The organism is Streptomyces sp. MnatMP-M17 (assembly GCF_900091995.1).
Taxonomy (GTDB): domain Bacteria; phylum Actinomycetota; class Actinomycetes; order Streptomycetales; family Streptomycetaceae; genus Streptomyces.
In genome coordinates this window covers 1-13430 of sequence record NZ_FMDK01000033.1, presented here as the reverse complement: position 1 = coordinate 13430, position 13430 = coordinate 1, and the positions used below count along the sequence as shown (strand labels likewise).

Sequence of the window (13430 nt, the reverse complement as noted above, 5' to 3'; positions counted from 1 at the left end):
CCGTCAGCGCGGCGGCGGCCATCACGGCGGCGCAGCGGCGTGCGGGCATGCGGAAGGTATTGCTGTTCACGATGTGGAACCCCCACAAGAGATTTGGTGTCGCCGGCCCGCCGAACGGGGACACGCGGCGGTGGCGACCGAGACACCGGAATCTTTACGCACGAAGAGTGAACTGGCGGGCACCTGGGGTGAGTTCACTCCAAAGTGGGGTTTCCGGGTTCATATTCGATTCTTGTGGCACATGCGTTCTTCGCCGCCCCGTCCGTGACACCGTCCGGGTGGTGCGCCGGTCACCCACGGGAGTGCACACACAAACCGCGGGCTCAACCGCGCATAAGACACTCCAACGACAACGGCCGCCCGCGCGTCACGCTCCGTCAATCACGCGCCCGTTCAGCACGATCCGCCTCGGCGCCGCCAGCACCCCGACGTCCGCCCGGGGATCCTCGTCGTACACCACCAGATCCGCCGGAGCGCCCTCCTCCAGCCCCGGGCGGCCCAGCCAGCGGCGCGCGCCCCAGACGGCCGCCGAGAGGGCGTCCACGCGCGGGATACCGGCCTTCACCAGCTCGCCGACCTCGGCCCCGACCAGACCGTGGGCGAGCCCGCCGCCCGCGTCCGTCCCGGTGTAGACCGGGATGCCCGCGTCGTACGCCGCGCGCACGGTGTCGTAACGGCGCTCGTACAGCCGGGTCATATGCGTCGACCAGCGCGGGAACTTGCTCGCGCCGCCCTCCGCGAGCCTCGGGAAGGTCGCGATGTTCACCAAGGTCGGGACGATCGCCACACCGCGCTCCGCGAAGAGCGGAATGGTGTCCTCGGTGAGCCCTGTCGCGTGCTCGATACAGTCGATGCCCGCCTCCACGAGATCGCGCAGCGCCGTCTCCGCGAAGCAGTGCGCGGTGACCCGGGCACCGAGCCGGTGCGCCTCCGCGATGGCCGCCTCGACCTCACCGCGCGGCCAGCAGGCGGTCAGATCGCCCGCGTCCCGGTCGATCCAGTCGCCGACGAGCTTGATCCAGCCGTCACCGCGCCGGGCCTCTTGGGCGACATAGGCGACCAGGTCCTCCGGCTCGATCTCATGGGCGAAGTTACGGATGTAACGGCGGGTACGGGCGATATGGCGGCCGGCCCTGATGATCTTCGGCAGATCCTCGCGGTCGTCGACCCAGCGGGTGTCCGCGGGCGATCCGGCGTCCCTGAGCAGCAGCGCGCCCGCGTCCCGGTCGCTCAGCGCCTGCTTCTCGCTGGTCGCGTCGTCCACCGCGCCGTGGTGGTCCAGGCCGACATGGCAGTGGGCGTCGACCAGACCGGGCAGCGCCCAGCCCTGGACGGTACGGATGTCACGGGCACCGGCCGGCCGCTCGTAACTGATCCGGCCGCCCACCACCCACAGTTCGTCCCTGACCTCCTCGGGCCCGACGAGCACCCGTCCCTTCACCCGCAGCACCGCCTGATCGCTCATGAACAGCACTGTACGAGGCCGTACGAGGCCGTCGACAGGCTCGACCGGACAGATCCCGAGCACCGGTCCGAAGCCGGTGACGCCCGCTGAATCCGGGATATCGAATATTGAATATCGACACAGAAGCGCAGAAGCGCGGAAGCGGACACAGAAAAGGTTATCGATATCGGGTGCGGGCATTCGGGTGCCGTTATCCGTTGAATTCCTCGTCGCAGACAGCTTCCCGTTAGCGTCTGCCCGCTGCTCCAGGAGCTAAACACCGGAGTTCCAGGCGATTCCGACGGGTCTCACCGGCGTTACAGATATGTGACCGAGCCCACGATCGCGGCCATCCCGCCCGAATATATGCGCTTATTCTACCCAACTTCACGGGAGTGCGCATCGGCAGCCGCGCACGCGTGATAACACAGGCCGCCCTCTCACCCAACCCCTTCCCGAGATGCATCTTTCGAATTTGCTCGGTAAATTCAATGGCTATGACCGCCGCACAAGCAGACCTTGCAGGCGCCCGAAGCGAATTCATCCCGTCCCCGACGATCGACGCCCCACGAGTGGAGGACGGAGCCGCGATCTGGCGTATCGCCCGTGACTCCGAGGTCCTGGACCTCAACTCCTCGTACAGCTACCTGCTGTGGTGCCGCGACTTCGCCGCCACGTCCGTCGTCGCGCGCGACGACGGAGGAGTACCGATCGCCTTTGTGACGGGCTACGTACGGCCCGAGCGGCCCGATGTACTGGTCGTCTGGCAGGTGGCCGTCGACCGCGGGCAGCGGGGCCGCGGGCTCGCCGGGACCTTGCTCGACGCGCTGGCCGCGAGAGTGGCGGAGGACCCGGGGATCTCGGCGATCGAGACGACCGTGACACCCGACAACACCGCCTCGGACCGGTTGTTCACCGCGTTCGCCGCGCGTCATGGCGCGAGGCTGACGCGTGAGGTCCTCTTCGACGGTGGCCTGTTTCCCGACGGGACGCACCAGCCGGAGGTGCTGTACCGGATCGGCCCGCTCTCCCGCCGGCCCGCCGAGCCGACGCCCTGAGCAGATGAGCTCGCCGGCCTGGTCGGTCGGCTGGTCGACCGGTCGGCCGACCAGGTGAAGTCCCCGTGGCGCACAAAGCACATGGCCGCCTCGGCATCCGCGCGCCGCGCACGCGTCCGGGCACGGCGTACGCGGGAATCCCGGCGTACGCGGACACCTCCGTACGCGAGGCGAGCCTCCTCCTCCGTCTCTTCTCTCTCCATCCCATCGGCAGGAGATTCCTGTGACTATCACCCCGCCCGCACTGAGCGTCTTCGAGACTCTTGAGTCCGAGGTGCGCAGCTACTGCCGCGGCTGGCCCGCCGTGTTCGACCGGGCGCAGGGCAGCCGCCTCACCGACGAGGACGGCCACAGCTACCTCGACTTCTTCGCCGGCGCCGGCGCGCTCAACTACGGCCACAACAACCCGGTGCTGAAACGCGCGCTGATCGACTACATCGAGCGCGACGGCATCACCCATGGCCTCGACATGGCGACGACCGCCAAACGCGCCTTCCTGGAGTCCTTCCAGAATGTGGTGCTCCGGCCGCGCGACCTGCCGTACAAGGTGATGTTCCCGGGCCCGACCGGCACCAACGCGGTCGAGTCCGCGCTCAAGCTGGCCCGCAAGGTGAAGGGCCGGGAGTCGATCGTCTCGTTCACCAACGCGTTCCACGGCATGTCGCTGGGCTCGCTCGCCGTCACCGGCAACGCGTTCAAGCGCGCCGGAGCCGGTATCCCGCTGGTCCATGGCACGCCGATGCCGTTCGACAACTATCTGGACGGCCAGACACAGGACTTCCTCTGGTTCGAGCGGCTGCTGGACGACCAGGGCTCCGGGCTGAACAAGCCCGCCGCGGTGATCGTCGAGACGATCCAGGGCGAGGGCGGCGTCAATGTCGCGCGCCCGGAGTGGCTGCGGGAGCTGGCCGACCTCTGCCGCCGCCAGGACATGCTGCTGATCGTCGACGACATCCAGATGGGCTGTGGCCGCACCGGCGCGTTCTTCTCGTTCGAGGAGTCCGGCATCACACCGGACATCGTGACGCTGTCGAAGTCGATCAGCGGTTACGGCCTTCCCATGTCGCTCTGTCTGTTCCGTCCCGAGCTGGACATCTGGGAGCCGGGCGAGCACAACGGCACCTTCCGGGGCAACAATCCGGCCTTCGTCACCGCCGCCGCCGCGCTCACCACGTACTGGGCGGACGGCCAGATGGAGAAGCAGACCATCGCCCGCGGTGAACAGGTGGAGCGGGCGCTCGCGGCGATCTGCGCGGAGAGCGCCGCCGGGAGCACCACCGGAAGCGGCGGCGACAGCTCAGGTACGGCAGGTACGGCCGGCCCGGTCGCGGAGTTCCGGGGCCGTGGCCTGGTCTGGGGTCTGGAGTTCGCCGACAAGGAGCGGGCCTCCGCCGTCTGTGCGCGTGCGTTCGAGCTGGGACTGCTGCTGGAGACCTCGGGCCCGGTCGGCGAGGTGGTGAAGCTGCTGCCGCCGCTCACCGTCACACCCGAGGAGCTGGACGAGGGCCTGCGCACACTGGCCCGCGCGGTCCTGGAGACCGCCTGATCAGCGCCGTACTCGTACATCCGCACGAGAGAGAAAGGCAGCAACACGCCGTGATCGTCCGATCGTTCAAGGACATCGAGAACACCGACCGCCATGTGAAGTCGGCCTCGGGCACCTGGGAGAGCAAGCGCATCGTGCTCGCCAAGGAGAACGTCGGCTTCTCGCTCCACGAGACCGTCCTCTACGCAGGCACGGAGACATCGATGTGGTATGCCAACCACATCGAGGCCGTGCTCTGTGTGGCGGGCGAGGCCGAACTCACCAACGACGAGACCGGTGAGGCCCATTGGATCCGGCCCGGCACGATGTATCTGCTGGACGGACACGAGCGCCACACGCTCCGTCCCAAGACCGACTTCCGCTGTGTCTGTGTCTTCAACCCGCCGGTGACCGGGCGTGAGGACCATGACGAGAACGGCGTCTATCCGCTGCTGACCGAGGAGGGCTGACGATGACCACCACTCCCGTACGTACGGAACGTACTGAACGGACAGATCTGTACCCGACCCGTGGCCCTCGCGAGGTGACCACTCCGCGACAGGATCCCGTCGTCTGGCCGGCGCCGGGCGCGGGCGCGTCGGGCGCACCGGACGCACCGGGACCGATCTCCCGGGCGGACCTCGGCGGCTTCGAGCGGGACGGGTTCCTCACCGTGGACCGGCTGATCGGCCCCGACGAGGTGGCGCTCTACCGCGCCGAACTGGAACGGCTCGTCTCCGATCCCGGCGTACGCGCGGACGAGCGTTCGATCATCGAGCCCAAGTCCCAGGACGTACGGTCGGTCTTCGAGGTCCACCGGATCAGCGAGATCTTCGCCGGGCTGGTGCGCGACGAGCGGGTGGTGGGCCGCGCCCGCCAGATCCTCGGCTCGGACGTCTATGTCCACCAGTCACGGATCAATGTGAAGCCGGGCTTCGGCGCCTCGGGCTTCTACTGGCACTCGGACTTCGAGACCTGGCACGCGGAGGACGGTCTGCCGCACATGCGGGCCGTGTCCGTCTCGATCGCGCTGACCGAGAACTACAACACCAACGGCGGGCTGATGATCATGCCCGGCTCGCACAAGTCGTTCCTCGGCTGCGCGGGCGAGACACCTCGCGACAACTACAAGCAGTCGCTGAAGATGCAGGACGCCGGAACACCGTCGCACGAGGCGCTGACGCGTATGGCGGACGAGCACGGCATCAGGCTCTTCACGGGCAGGGCCGGTTCGGCGACCTGGTTCGACTGCAACTGTATGCATGGTTCGGGCGACAACATCACGCCGTATCCGCGCAGCAATGTGTTCATCGTGTTCAACAGTGTGGAGAACGCGGCGGTGGAGCCGTTCGCGGCGCCCGCGCCACGGCCGGAGTTCATCGGCGCGCGGGACTTCACGCCGGTGCGCTGACACCGGGCCCTCGCCCCCCGGGACATGGGTACGGGGCAGACCGCCATGGCCTGCCCCGTACTCCTGTCCGTCCGTCAGCTCTCCAGGAACGGATAGTCGATGTAGCCCTTGTCGTCGCCGCCGAAGAAGGACGCCATGTCAGGGGTGTTGTACGGGCCGCCGGTCTTCAGCCGGGCCGGCAGATCGGGGTTGGCGAGGAAGAGCGCCCCGAAGGAGATGATGTCCGCCGTACCGTCCTCGATCAGCTTCAGCTCGTCGGCGCTGGTGAATCCCTCGGTCGCGACATTGAGAACGAGCGTCCCCGAGAACTGCTTGCGCAGAACGTTCGTCAGGTCGCGCGTCCTCTCGATCAGATGCAGATAGGCCAGGCCGATCGGCTCCAGCTGCTTGACCAGCGCGATGTACGCCTCGTCGGGCTCGGGCTCCACGATGCTGTTGTACTCGTTTCCGGGCGAGATCCGGATCGCGGTGCGCGAGGCGCCGATCTCGTCCGCGACGGCGCGGGTCACCTCGACCGCGAAGCGGATACGGCCCTCCACGGAGCCGCCCCACTCGTCGGTACGCAGATTGGAGCCGGGCGCCAGGAACTGGTGGATCAGATAGCCGTTGGCACCGTGCAGTTCGACACCGTCGAAACCGGCCTCGATCGCGTTGCGGGCGGCGGAGACGAAGTCCGCGATGGTCGCCCGGATCTCGTCGGAGGTCAGCTCGTGCGGAGTGACGAAGTCCTTGGGACCGTCGTGGAGATAGACCTGTCCCTGCGCGGCTACGGCGGAGGCGCTCACCGGCACCAGACCGTCGGGAAGCAGATCCGGGTGGCCGATCCGGCCGGCGTGCATGATCTGGGCGAAGATTTTGCCGCCCTTGGCGTGTACGGCGTCGGTGACCTTGCGCCAGCCCGCGATCTGCTCGGCGCTGTGCAGACCGGGAGTGTCCGGGTATCCCTGGCCGACCACGGAGGGCTGGGTGCCCTCGGTGATGATCAGACCGGCGGAGGCCCGCTGTGCGTAGTACTCCACCACCGAGTCGGTGGGCGAGTGGCCGGGGCCGAAGGCGCGACTGCGGGTCATCGGGGCCATGGCGATGCGGTTGGCGAGCTGCGTACCCGAGAGGTCGATCGGGTCGAACGCTGTGGTCATGAACGCTCCCAGAGCGGTGAATGGCTGGCACGGCAGATGTCGCCGACCGGTATGTGGTCGGCCAAGCAATCAACCGTGGATCACCCTAACGTATTCCTTGGCCGACCAACCTAAACCGCCGACCGAGCTAGACTCTTTTCCATGACCTCGGAACGCACGGACGATCCCGCCTGTACCGGCGATCTGCCGGGCGGCCTCGCGGGCGGTCCGCCGGGTGCGGCACGCGGCGGCCCGGTCAGCCACTCGCTGTCCCGGATCGCGCGGCTGCACCGTATCGCCGCCGGGAAGCTGCTGCGGCGCACCGGCCTCTACCCGGGCCAGGAGTTTCTGATGATGCGCCTGTGGGACACGGACACGGTGCGCCAGTCCGAACTGATCAAGGCGATGGATCTCGATCCGTCGACGGTCACCAAGATGCTCCAGCGGCTGGACCAGGCCGGATATGTGAAGCGCGCGGCCGATCCGGAGGACCGGCGCGCGGTGCTGGTCGAGGCGACCGGGGACAGCTGCGCGCTGCGCTCGGAGGTCGCGGACGCGTGGACGGATCTGGAGGAACAGACGCTGGCGGGACTCGACGAGGTCGAGCGCAAGGAGCTGGCGCGGCTGCTCGCCAAGGTCGAGGAGAACCTCTGCCGGGAGACACAGGAGTGCCCGGAGCGGCGAGGAGAAGCGGGCGCGACGGAGGAACGGCGCTCGGCGGACCCGGAGTAGACACGGCGGCGCGGGACTGACTGACGGTCCGTCAGGCAAGGATCCCGGCCGGGCTACGACTACGCCCCGGGCCTCGGCAGCAGACGCTCAGCCCGCCAGCACATCCAGCGCCCGGTCCACATCCGCCGTGGAGTTGTAGAGGTGGAAGGCGGCCCGTACATAGCCCGCACGGATCGAGACGGCCACTCCCGCCCGTTCGAGGTCGGGGTGACGGTGTGTCAGTCCGGGGACGGAGACGATGACGGAGCCCTTGGCAGGAACCGGCTCATGGCCGAGGCCGATGACGCCCTCCCGGAAGCGGGCGGCGAGAGCGGTGCCGTGCGCGTGGATCGCCTCGACACCGATCTCCTCCAGCAGCGCGAGGGACTCGGCGGCGCCGTGGTAGGAGAGGAAGGACGGCGGTTCGTCGAAACGGCGTGCGGTGTGGGCCAGTTCCTCGACGGGACCGTATGTACTGGCCCAGAGGTCCTCGCCCGAGACCCAGCCCGCGTGCAGCGGCACCAGCGACTCCTGCGCCTCCTCACTCACCGTGAGGAATGACGTACCGCGCGGACAGACGAGGAACTTGAACCCACCGGTGACGGTGTAGTCGAACGCGCCCGCGTCCACGGACAGCCAGCCGGTCGACTGCGTGGTGTCGACCAGCGTACGGGCGCCGTGCGCGGCGGCGGCTACCCGTACCGCCTCAAGATCGGCGATCCGGCCGTCCGCCGACTGGACCGAGGAGAGCGCCACCAGCGCGGTGCCCGGCCGTACCGCCTCCGCGAGATCCGCCAGCGGCGCGTACCGCAGCTTGAGATCGCCGCGTACGGAGAATGGTGTGATCACCGAGCTGAAGTCGCCCTCGGGGAAGAGGACTTCGGCGCCCGCCGGCAGCGACGCCGCGATCAGTCCGACATGGACCGAGACCGCGCCGCCGGTGGCGACCCGTTCGGCCGGCACACCGATCAGCCGGGCGAAGGCGGCGCGGACGTCGCCGACGGTCTCAAAGCTTCCGGCACCGACGCCGCGCCCGGCCGCGTTCTCCTCGGCGAGCGCCTGTACGGCGGCGACGGCCCTGCGGGGCAGCAGTCCGCAACTGGCGGTGTTGAGATAGGTCGTCTCCGGCGCGAACTCGGCGCCTCCCAGGGTGTCCATGAACCCACCCTGGAACCCGCTTACCTCATAGTCAATTGCGTAATTCTCATGGTCATACCCAAGCTGCGCTTATGAACGGGCTCCGGCCTGCGACGACTGGGCTCCGGTGCCCGGAATCTCGCAGGAACCGTCGGTGTCGCACACTGCGGCATCCGGCGCGGCGAGGGCGACGGGCGTGATCACCCGTCCCTGCCACGCCTGCTCCAGCGCCTGGGTGAACAGCTCGGCCGGCTGCCCGCCAAAGACGCCGTACCGCCGGTCGAGCACGAAGAACGGCACACCGTTCGCGCCCAGCTCGGCGGCCTCGCGCTGGTCGGCCCGTACGTCGTCGGCGTACGCGTCCGGATCGGCGAGGACCCGGCGCACCTCGGCCTCCACGAGCCCGGCCTCGACCGCGAGACCCACCAGGGTCTCCTGGTCGTAGACGGAACGCTCCTCGGCGAAGTTGGCCCGGTACGCGAGATCCAGCAGCGCGTACTGCCGGCCGTGGGCCTTGGCGAGATGGAGCACCCGGTGGATGTCGAACGTACTGCCGTAATCGCGCCCTTCGGTCCGGTAACCGAGCCCTTCGGACCGCGCGTTGGAGGCCACATGCTCCTCCATGGCCAGCGCCTCCTGACGGCTCCGCCCGAACTTCTCCGCCAGCATGTCGACCACCAGCCCGACATCGCCCTTGGCCCGCCCCGGATCCAGCTCGAACGACCGGTGCACCACCTCGACCTCGTCCCGATGCGCAAAGGCGGCCAGCCCCTTCTCGAAGCGAGCCTTCCCGATGTAGCACCAGGGACAGGCGATATCACTCCAGATCTCGACGCGCATATGTCCGCTTCTCTCCGGTTCCGTCACCCACACGAGCGAAGACCCCCTCCGCCACTGCGGGAACGCCCCGGGCCCCGCGGCCCATTCCCAGGTTGGTGCCGTCACTACTGCCGTCAGAGGCACAGACCGTGAACGGAGTGTCCTGACGGTCCGCCCTCGTCCGGTTCCCACGCCGTGCGAGTTGTCCCTATCCTGGCGTCATGAGCACCTTGCGTGAAGAGCTGCACGAGCTGATCGACCGCCTGCCGGAGTCGCAGGTCGCGCCGATACTGGCCCTCGTGCGCGAGAGCACTCCCGCCGAGGACGGCGGGCAGGAGTGGCCGCTGCCCGACTTCGTCGGCGCGCTTTCCAGCGGCAAGGGCGACCTGGGCGCCCGCTCCGGCGAGATCCTCCGCGCCGAACTGGGACGCGAAGCCGAGTGATCATCTGGGACACCGGGGCCGCTGGTCGCCGCCGCCGATGCCGATGATCAGGACCACGCCCGCTGCGTCGAACTGATGCGCCGCACCCCGCGCCCGCTGCTGGTGCCCTACCCGGTGCTCACCGAAGTCTGCTACCTCCTGGAGCGCGAGCACGGCACCCGTGCGGAATCCGCCTTCCTGCACTCCGTCCGCACCGGCCAGATCAGCCTGATCCCTCTGGCCGCCCAGGACATCGACCGCATGGTCGAACTGGTCGAGAAGTACGCCGACTTCCCACTCGGCGCGGTCGACGCCTCCGTCTTCGCCGTCGCCGAACGTCTGGGAGCCGACGCCATCGCCACCCTCGACCGCCGCCACTTCGGCGTCGTCCGCCCCAAGGCTCCTCTCTCCTTCGCCCTGCTGCCGTAGGCCCGGCCGCGGCCGGGCCTTTCGTCAGTCGCGTACCGGGATCTCCGCGCGGCCGTTCACGCGGCGTGGGACGCCCGGTGGGTTGGCGTCCGTCAGTTCCGGTGGGAGCAGGGCGGGTGGTGTGGACTGGTAGGTCACCGGGCGCAGCCAGCGTTCGATCGCCGTCGCGCCGACCGAGGTGGAGGTGGAGGTGGTCGCCGGGTACGGGCCACCGTGGTGCTGGGCCGGGGCCACGGCGACGCCGGTGGGCCAGCCGTTGACCAGGACACGTCCGGCGAGCGGTGTCAGTTCGGCGAGCAGTTCGGCGGTCCCGGGCACGGTGCCCGCGCTCTCGGCCTCCGCGAGCTGGAGCGTCGCGGTGAGATTGCCGGGCAGCCGGGCGAGAACCGCGCTGATCTCGTCCGTAGAGCCGTACCGCGCGACCACCGTCACCGGACCGAAGCACTCCTCCAGCAGGAGGTCGTGCGGGCCGTCCTTGGTGAGCAGTTCGGCGGGCAGGGAGAGGAAGCCCGCGCTGACGGTGTGTTCGCCGCCCGCGCCGGGCGTGATCGGCGCGTCCACGTCCGGGAGCGCGGCCCGTTCCCGTACGCCCGCGACAAAGGCGTCCCGCATCCGGTGGTCGAGCATCACACCGGGCTCGGTCTCGCTGACGGCGGCTGTGAGGGAGGTGACGAGCCGGTCGCCGGCGGCGCCCGCCGGTGCCAGTACGAAGCCGGGCTTGGTGCAGAACTGCCCTTCGCCCAACGTCATGGAGCCCGCCAGCCCGGCACCGATCTGCTCGGCGCGCTCGTCGGCCGCCGCCTCGGTGATCACCACCGGGTTGAGGGAGCCCAGCTCGCCGTGGAACGGGATGGGCGTGGGCCGGGCCGCCGCCGCGTCGAAGAGGGCGCGCCCGCCGCGGACGGAACCGGTGAAGCCGGCCGCCGCGACCAGCGGGTGCTTGACCAGCTCGATGCCCGCCTCGAAGCCGTGCACCAGCGTCATGACATCCTCGGGCAGTCCCACCTGAACCGCCGCCCTGCGCAGCACGGAGGCGCACAGCTCGGAGGTGCCGGGATGGTCGGGATGCGCCTTGACGACGACCGGGCAGCCGGCCGCGAGCGCGCTCGCGGTGTCGCCGCCGGGCACGGAGAAGGCGAGCGGGAAGTTGCTCGCGGAGTAGACGGCGACCACACCGAGCGGCACTTTCCAGCGGCGCAGATCGGGCCAGGGCGGCGTGCGGCCGGGATCGGCGTGGTCGATCCGTACGTCGAGGAAGGCGCCTTCGTCGACGACCTCGGCGAAGGCCCGCAACTGGGCGGTGGTACGGGCGAGTTCACCGGTGAGCCGGACCGGTCCGAGCGCGGTCTCGGCGTCCGCCGCCTCGATGACATGCTCGCCGGAGGCGTCGAGCAGATCCGCCGCCGTACGGAGCAGGGCGGCGCGGACGGTACGGTCGGCGAGCGCGCCCCGGGCGGCGTACGCGCCGCGCACCGCGCGGTCGACCTCCTCGGCCGTGGCCTCGTGCGCGACCTGTTCACGTGGCTTCCCCGTTCGGGGGTCGACACTCCAGACTGGTGCTGCTGCCACCGCGGCTTCCTTCCCTGCCGACTGCCACCCATCGGAACTTGTTCGGTATTCTGAACACAGTTCTTGATAGTGAATCTGTGGGGACTCTATTTCCGCGCGTTCCGTGTGGTCAAGAGTGGTCCGGAAGGCGAAAAGGGGCGAGAGCGATGTCGGGTGCTTCGGGTGCGTCGGGTACTTCGGGTGCGTCGAGCGCATCGGCTGCACCGGCTGCGGAGACCGGTGGAGCGGGCGGGGCACAGGTCAAGTCCGCCGTACGGACGGTGGAACTGCTCGAATACTTCGCGGGCCGCCCCGGCATGCACTCCCTCGCCGCCGTCCAGGAGGCGGTCGGCTACCCCAAGTCCAGCCTGTACATGCTGCTGCGCACGCTGGTGGAGCTGGGCTGGGTGGAGACGGACGCGACGGGCACGCGGTACGGCATCGGCGTACGGGCCCTGCTGGTCGGCACCTCGTACATCGACGGCGACGAGGTCGTGGCCGCCGCCCGGCCCACCCTGGACCGGCTCTCCGACGACACCACCGAGACCATCCACCTCGCGCGTCTCGACGGCACCAATGTCGTCTATCTCGCCACCCGCCAGTCACAGCACTATCTGCGGCCCTTCACCCGGGTCGGGCGCAGACTGCCGGCCCACTCGACCTCGCTCGGCAAGGCGCTGCTCGCGACGCACAGCGACGAGCAGGTGCGCAAGATGCTGCCGGAGACCATGCCGGCGCTGACCGAGCACACCATCACCGACCGCGAGAAGCTCATCGAGGAGCTGCACACCGTACGTGAGCAGGGCTTCGCCGTGGATCGCGAGGAGAACACCCTCGGGCTGCGCTGCTTCGGCATCGCGATCCCGTACCGGACACCGGCGCGCGACGCGATCAGCTGCTCGGTGCCGGTGGCGCGGCTCACTCCCGGGCACGAGCAGATGATCAAGGACGCCCTGTTCGACGCACGCGACCGGCTCACGCTCGCGACCCGGCGGCTCTGAGCGGCTCTGAACCGAGGGCGCCCATCCGAGCCCGAGCCTCCCGAGCCCTGGACCTCTGCGCCCCTGGCCTCCTCTCAGCGTTCCTGAAGAGTTCCTGAGAAGCCCGGCCTCCGGGAACGACCGCCGCCGGCCCGCTCGTCCCTCGTACGGGACTACGTACGGGACGAAGATGAACAGAACGATCAGACACACGGCGGTCGTCTGTCTGCTGATGGTGCTCGCCCTGCTGGTACGGGCGACCTGGGTGCAGGCGTACGAGGCCAAGGCCCTCGCCGACGACGGGCACAACCGGCGCCGGACCATCGCCCAGTACGCACAGCCGCTGGGCGACATCGTCGTGGCCGGTTCGGCCGTCACGGGCTCCAGAAAGACGGACAGCGGCGATCTGGCGTACGAGCGCACGTACACCGACGGCGCGCTGTACGCGCCCGTGACCGGCTACAGCTCTCAGGCGTACGGGTCCACCCAGCTCGAAGGCATCTACTCCGAGGTGCTCGACGGGACGGACAGCCGGCTGAAGAATCCGCTCGACGCGATCCTGGGCAAGCAGACCGCGCCGGGCGATGTCCTGACGTCGATCGAGCCCGCCGTACAGGAGGCCGGCTACCGCGCGCTCGGGAACAAGAAGGGCGCGGCGGTCGCCATCGATCCGGTGACCGGCCGGGTGCTCGCGGTGGTCAGCACTCCGTCGTACGACCCGACGAGGATCAGCGGAACGACGGACGGCGACGCCTGGAGCTCGCTGACCGGCGACCCGGACAAGCCGATGGTCAACCGCGCGCTGCGGCAGCCGCTGCCGCCCGGGTC

Annotated in this window: 15 protein-coding genes; 10 read left to right on the top strand and 5 right to left on the bottom strand. The window is 69.2% G+C overall.

The annotated features are described in order from the left end of the window. Nucleotides 1-367: 367 nt before the first annotated feature. A complete protein-coding gene (locus tag GA0115259_RS01945; protein ID WP_093589858.1) occupies nucleotides 368-1465 on the bottom strand; it encodes an amidohydrolase family protein in 1098 nt (365 codons plus the stop codon). A 476-nt stretch (nucleotides 1466-1941) separates the two neighbouring features. Here GA0115259_RS01945 and ectA point away from each other — a divergent pair, with 476 nt between their 5' ends. From ectA to thpD, 5 genes are all read left to right on the top strand, one after another. Then, complete coding sequence (gene ectA, locus GA0115259_RS01940; protein ID WP_093589855.1) at nucleotides 1942-2502, top strand: diaminobutyrate acetyltransferase; 561 nt, start codon at nucleotides 1942-1944, stop codon at nucleotides 2500-2502. A 65-nt stretch (nucleotides 2503-2567) separates the two neighbouring features. Further along, nucleotides 2568-2729 carry a hypothetical protein gene (locus GA0115259_RS39910; protein ID WP_161230260.1) on the top strand — a complete coding sequence of 54 codons (162 nt, stop codon included), beginning with the start codon at nucleotides 2568-2570 and terminating at the stop codon, nucleotides 2727-2729. After that, nucleotides 2720-4048, top strand: a complete 1329-nt coding sequence (gene ectB, locus GA0115259_RS01935; protein ID WP_370747017.1) for a diaminobutyrate--2-oxoglutarate transaminase — start codon at nucleotides 2720-2722, stop codon at nucleotides 4046-4048. Before GA0115259_RS39910 ends, ectB begins: the two co-directional genes overlap by 10 nt. Before the next feature lie 50 nt (nucleotides 4049-4098). Next, on the top strand, nucleotides 4099-4497 hold the full coding sequence (locus GA0115259_RS01930) for an ectoine synthase (protein ID WP_093589849.1): 399 nt from the start codon (nucleotides 4099-4101) through the stop codon (nucleotides 4495-4497). Between the two features lie 2 nt (nucleotides 4498-4499). Beyond that, complete coding sequence (gene thpD / locus GA0115259_RS01925) at nucleotides 4500-5438, top strand: ectoine hydroxylase (RefSeq protein ID WP_093589846.1); 939 nt, start codon at nucleotides 4500-4502, stop codon at nucleotides 5436-5438. A gap of 74 nt (nucleotides 5439-5512) precedes the next feature. Here the strand turns inward: thpD and GA0115259_RS01920 are convergent, their stop codons facing one another. Next, a complete protein-coding gene (locus GA0115259_RS01920) occupies nucleotides 5513-6577 on the bottom strand; it encodes an alkene reductase (protein WP_093589843.1) in 1065 nt (354 codons plus the stop codon). A gap of 141 nt (nucleotides 6578-6718) precedes the next feature. On the opposite strand from GA0115259_RS01920, the gene GA0115259_RS01915 reads away from it, so the two are divergent. Then, nucleotides 6719-7288, top strand: coding sequence for a MarR family winged helix-turn-helix transcriptional regulator (locus GA0115259_RS01915; RefSeq protein ID WP_093589840.1), 570 nt, complete (start codon nucleotides 6719-6721; stop codon nucleotides 7286-7288). Between the two features lie 87 nt (nucleotides 7289-7375). Here the strand turns inward: GA0115259_RS01915 and GA0115259_RS01910 are convergent, their stop codons facing one another. Together GA0115259_RS01910 and GA0115259_RS01905 are read right to left on the bottom strand one after the other, a co-directional pair. Then, nucleotides 7376-8425 (bottom strand): aminotransferase class V-fold PLP-dependent enzyme, encoded by a 1050-nt coding sequence (locus GA0115259_RS01910; protein WP_093589837.1) that lies wholly within the window; start codon nucleotides 8423-8425, stop codon nucleotides 7376-7378. Nucleotides 8426-8494: 69 nt separating this feature from the next. Next, nucleotides 8495-9244, bottom strand: coding sequence for a DsbA family oxidoreductase (locus GA0115259_RS01905; protein ID WP_093589834.1), 750 nt, complete (start codon nucleotides 9242-9244; stop codon nucleotides 8495-8497). Nucleotides 9245-9444: 200 nt separating this feature from the next. Between GA0115259_RS01905 and GA0115259_RS01900 the strand changes: the two genes are divergently transcribed. After that, nucleotides 9445-9666: a hypothetical protein gene (locus tag GA0115259_RS01900; protein ID WP_093589831.1), complete on the top strand. Its 222-nt coding sequence runs from the start codon at nucleotides 9445-9447 to the stop codon at nucleotides 9664-9666. Between the two features lie 21 nt (nucleotides 9667-9687). Then, nucleotides 9688-10074: a type II toxin-antitoxin system VapC family toxin gene (locus tag GA0115259_RS01895; protein WP_093589828.1), complete on the top strand. Its 387-nt coding sequence runs from the start codon at nucleotides 9688-9690 to the stop codon at nucleotides 10072-10074. A 24-nt stretch (nucleotides 10075-10098) separates the two neighbouring features. On the opposite strand, the gene GA0115259_RS01890 is transcribed toward GA0115259_RS01895, so the two are convergent. Next, complete coding sequence (locus tag GA0115259_RS01890) at nucleotides 10099-11643, bottom strand: aldehyde dehydrogenase (NADP(+)) (RefSeq protein ID WP_093589825.1); 1545 nt, start codon at nucleotides 11641-11643, stop codon at nucleotides 10099-10101. A gap of 146 nt (nucleotides 11644-11789) precedes the next feature. On the opposite strand from GA0115259_RS01890, the gene GA0115259_RS01885 reads away from it, so the two are divergent. Both GA0115259_RS01885 and GA0115259_RS01880 read left to right on the top strand, forming a co-directional pair. After that, complete coding sequence (locus GA0115259_RS01885) at nucleotides 11790-12623, top strand: IclR family transcriptional regulator (protein WP_202449562.1); 834 nt, start codon at nucleotides 11790-11792, stop codon at nucleotides 12621-12623. A gap of 169 nt (nucleotides 12624-12792) precedes the next feature. Next, nucleotides 12793-13430: penicillin-binding transpeptidase domain-containing protein (locus GA0115259_RS01880; RefSeq protein ID WP_256097875.1), on the top strand; the 638-nt coding region annotated here is incomplete at its 3' end.

Excerpts from the sequence above, each read along its gene's own strand:
- ectA (WP_093589855.1), top strand. The coding sequence starts at position 1,942 with ATGACCGCCGCACAAGCAGACCTTGCAGGCGCCCGAAGCGAATTCATC.
- GA0115259_RS01905 (WP_093589834.1), bottom strand. The coding sequence starts at position 9,244 with ATGCGCGTCGAGATCTGGAGTGATATCGCCTGTCCCTGGTGCTACATC.
- GA0115259_RS01945 (WP_093589858.1), bottom strand. The coding sequence starts at position 1,465 with ATGAGCGATCAGGCGGTGCTGCGGGTGAAGGGACGGGTGCTCGTCGGG.
- GA0115259_RS01885 (WP_202449562.1), top strand. The coding sequence starts at position 11,790 with ATGTCGGGTGCTTCGGGTGCGTCGGGTACTTCGGGTGCGTCGAGCGCA.
- thpD (WP_093589846.1), top strand. The coding sequence starts at position 4,500 with ATGACCACCACTCCCGTACGTACGGAACGTACTGAACGGACAGATCTG.
- GA0115259_RS01915 (WP_093589840.1), top strand. The coding sequence starts at position 6,719 with ATGACCTCGGAACGCACGGACGATCCCGCCTGTACCGGCGATCTGCCG.
- GA0115259_RS01910 (WP_093589837.1), bottom strand. The coding sequence starts at position 8,425 with ATGGACACCCTGGGAGGCGCCGAGTTCGCGCCGGAGACGACCTATCTC.
- GA0115259_RS01900 (WP_093589831.1), top strand. The coding sequence starts at position 9,445 with ATGAGCACCTTGCGTGAAGAGCTGCACGAGCTGATCGACCGCCTGCCG.
- GA0115259_RS01920 (WP_093589843.1), bottom strand. The coding sequence starts at position 6,577 with ATGACCACAGCGTTCGACCCGATCGACCTCTCGGGTACGCAGCTCGCC.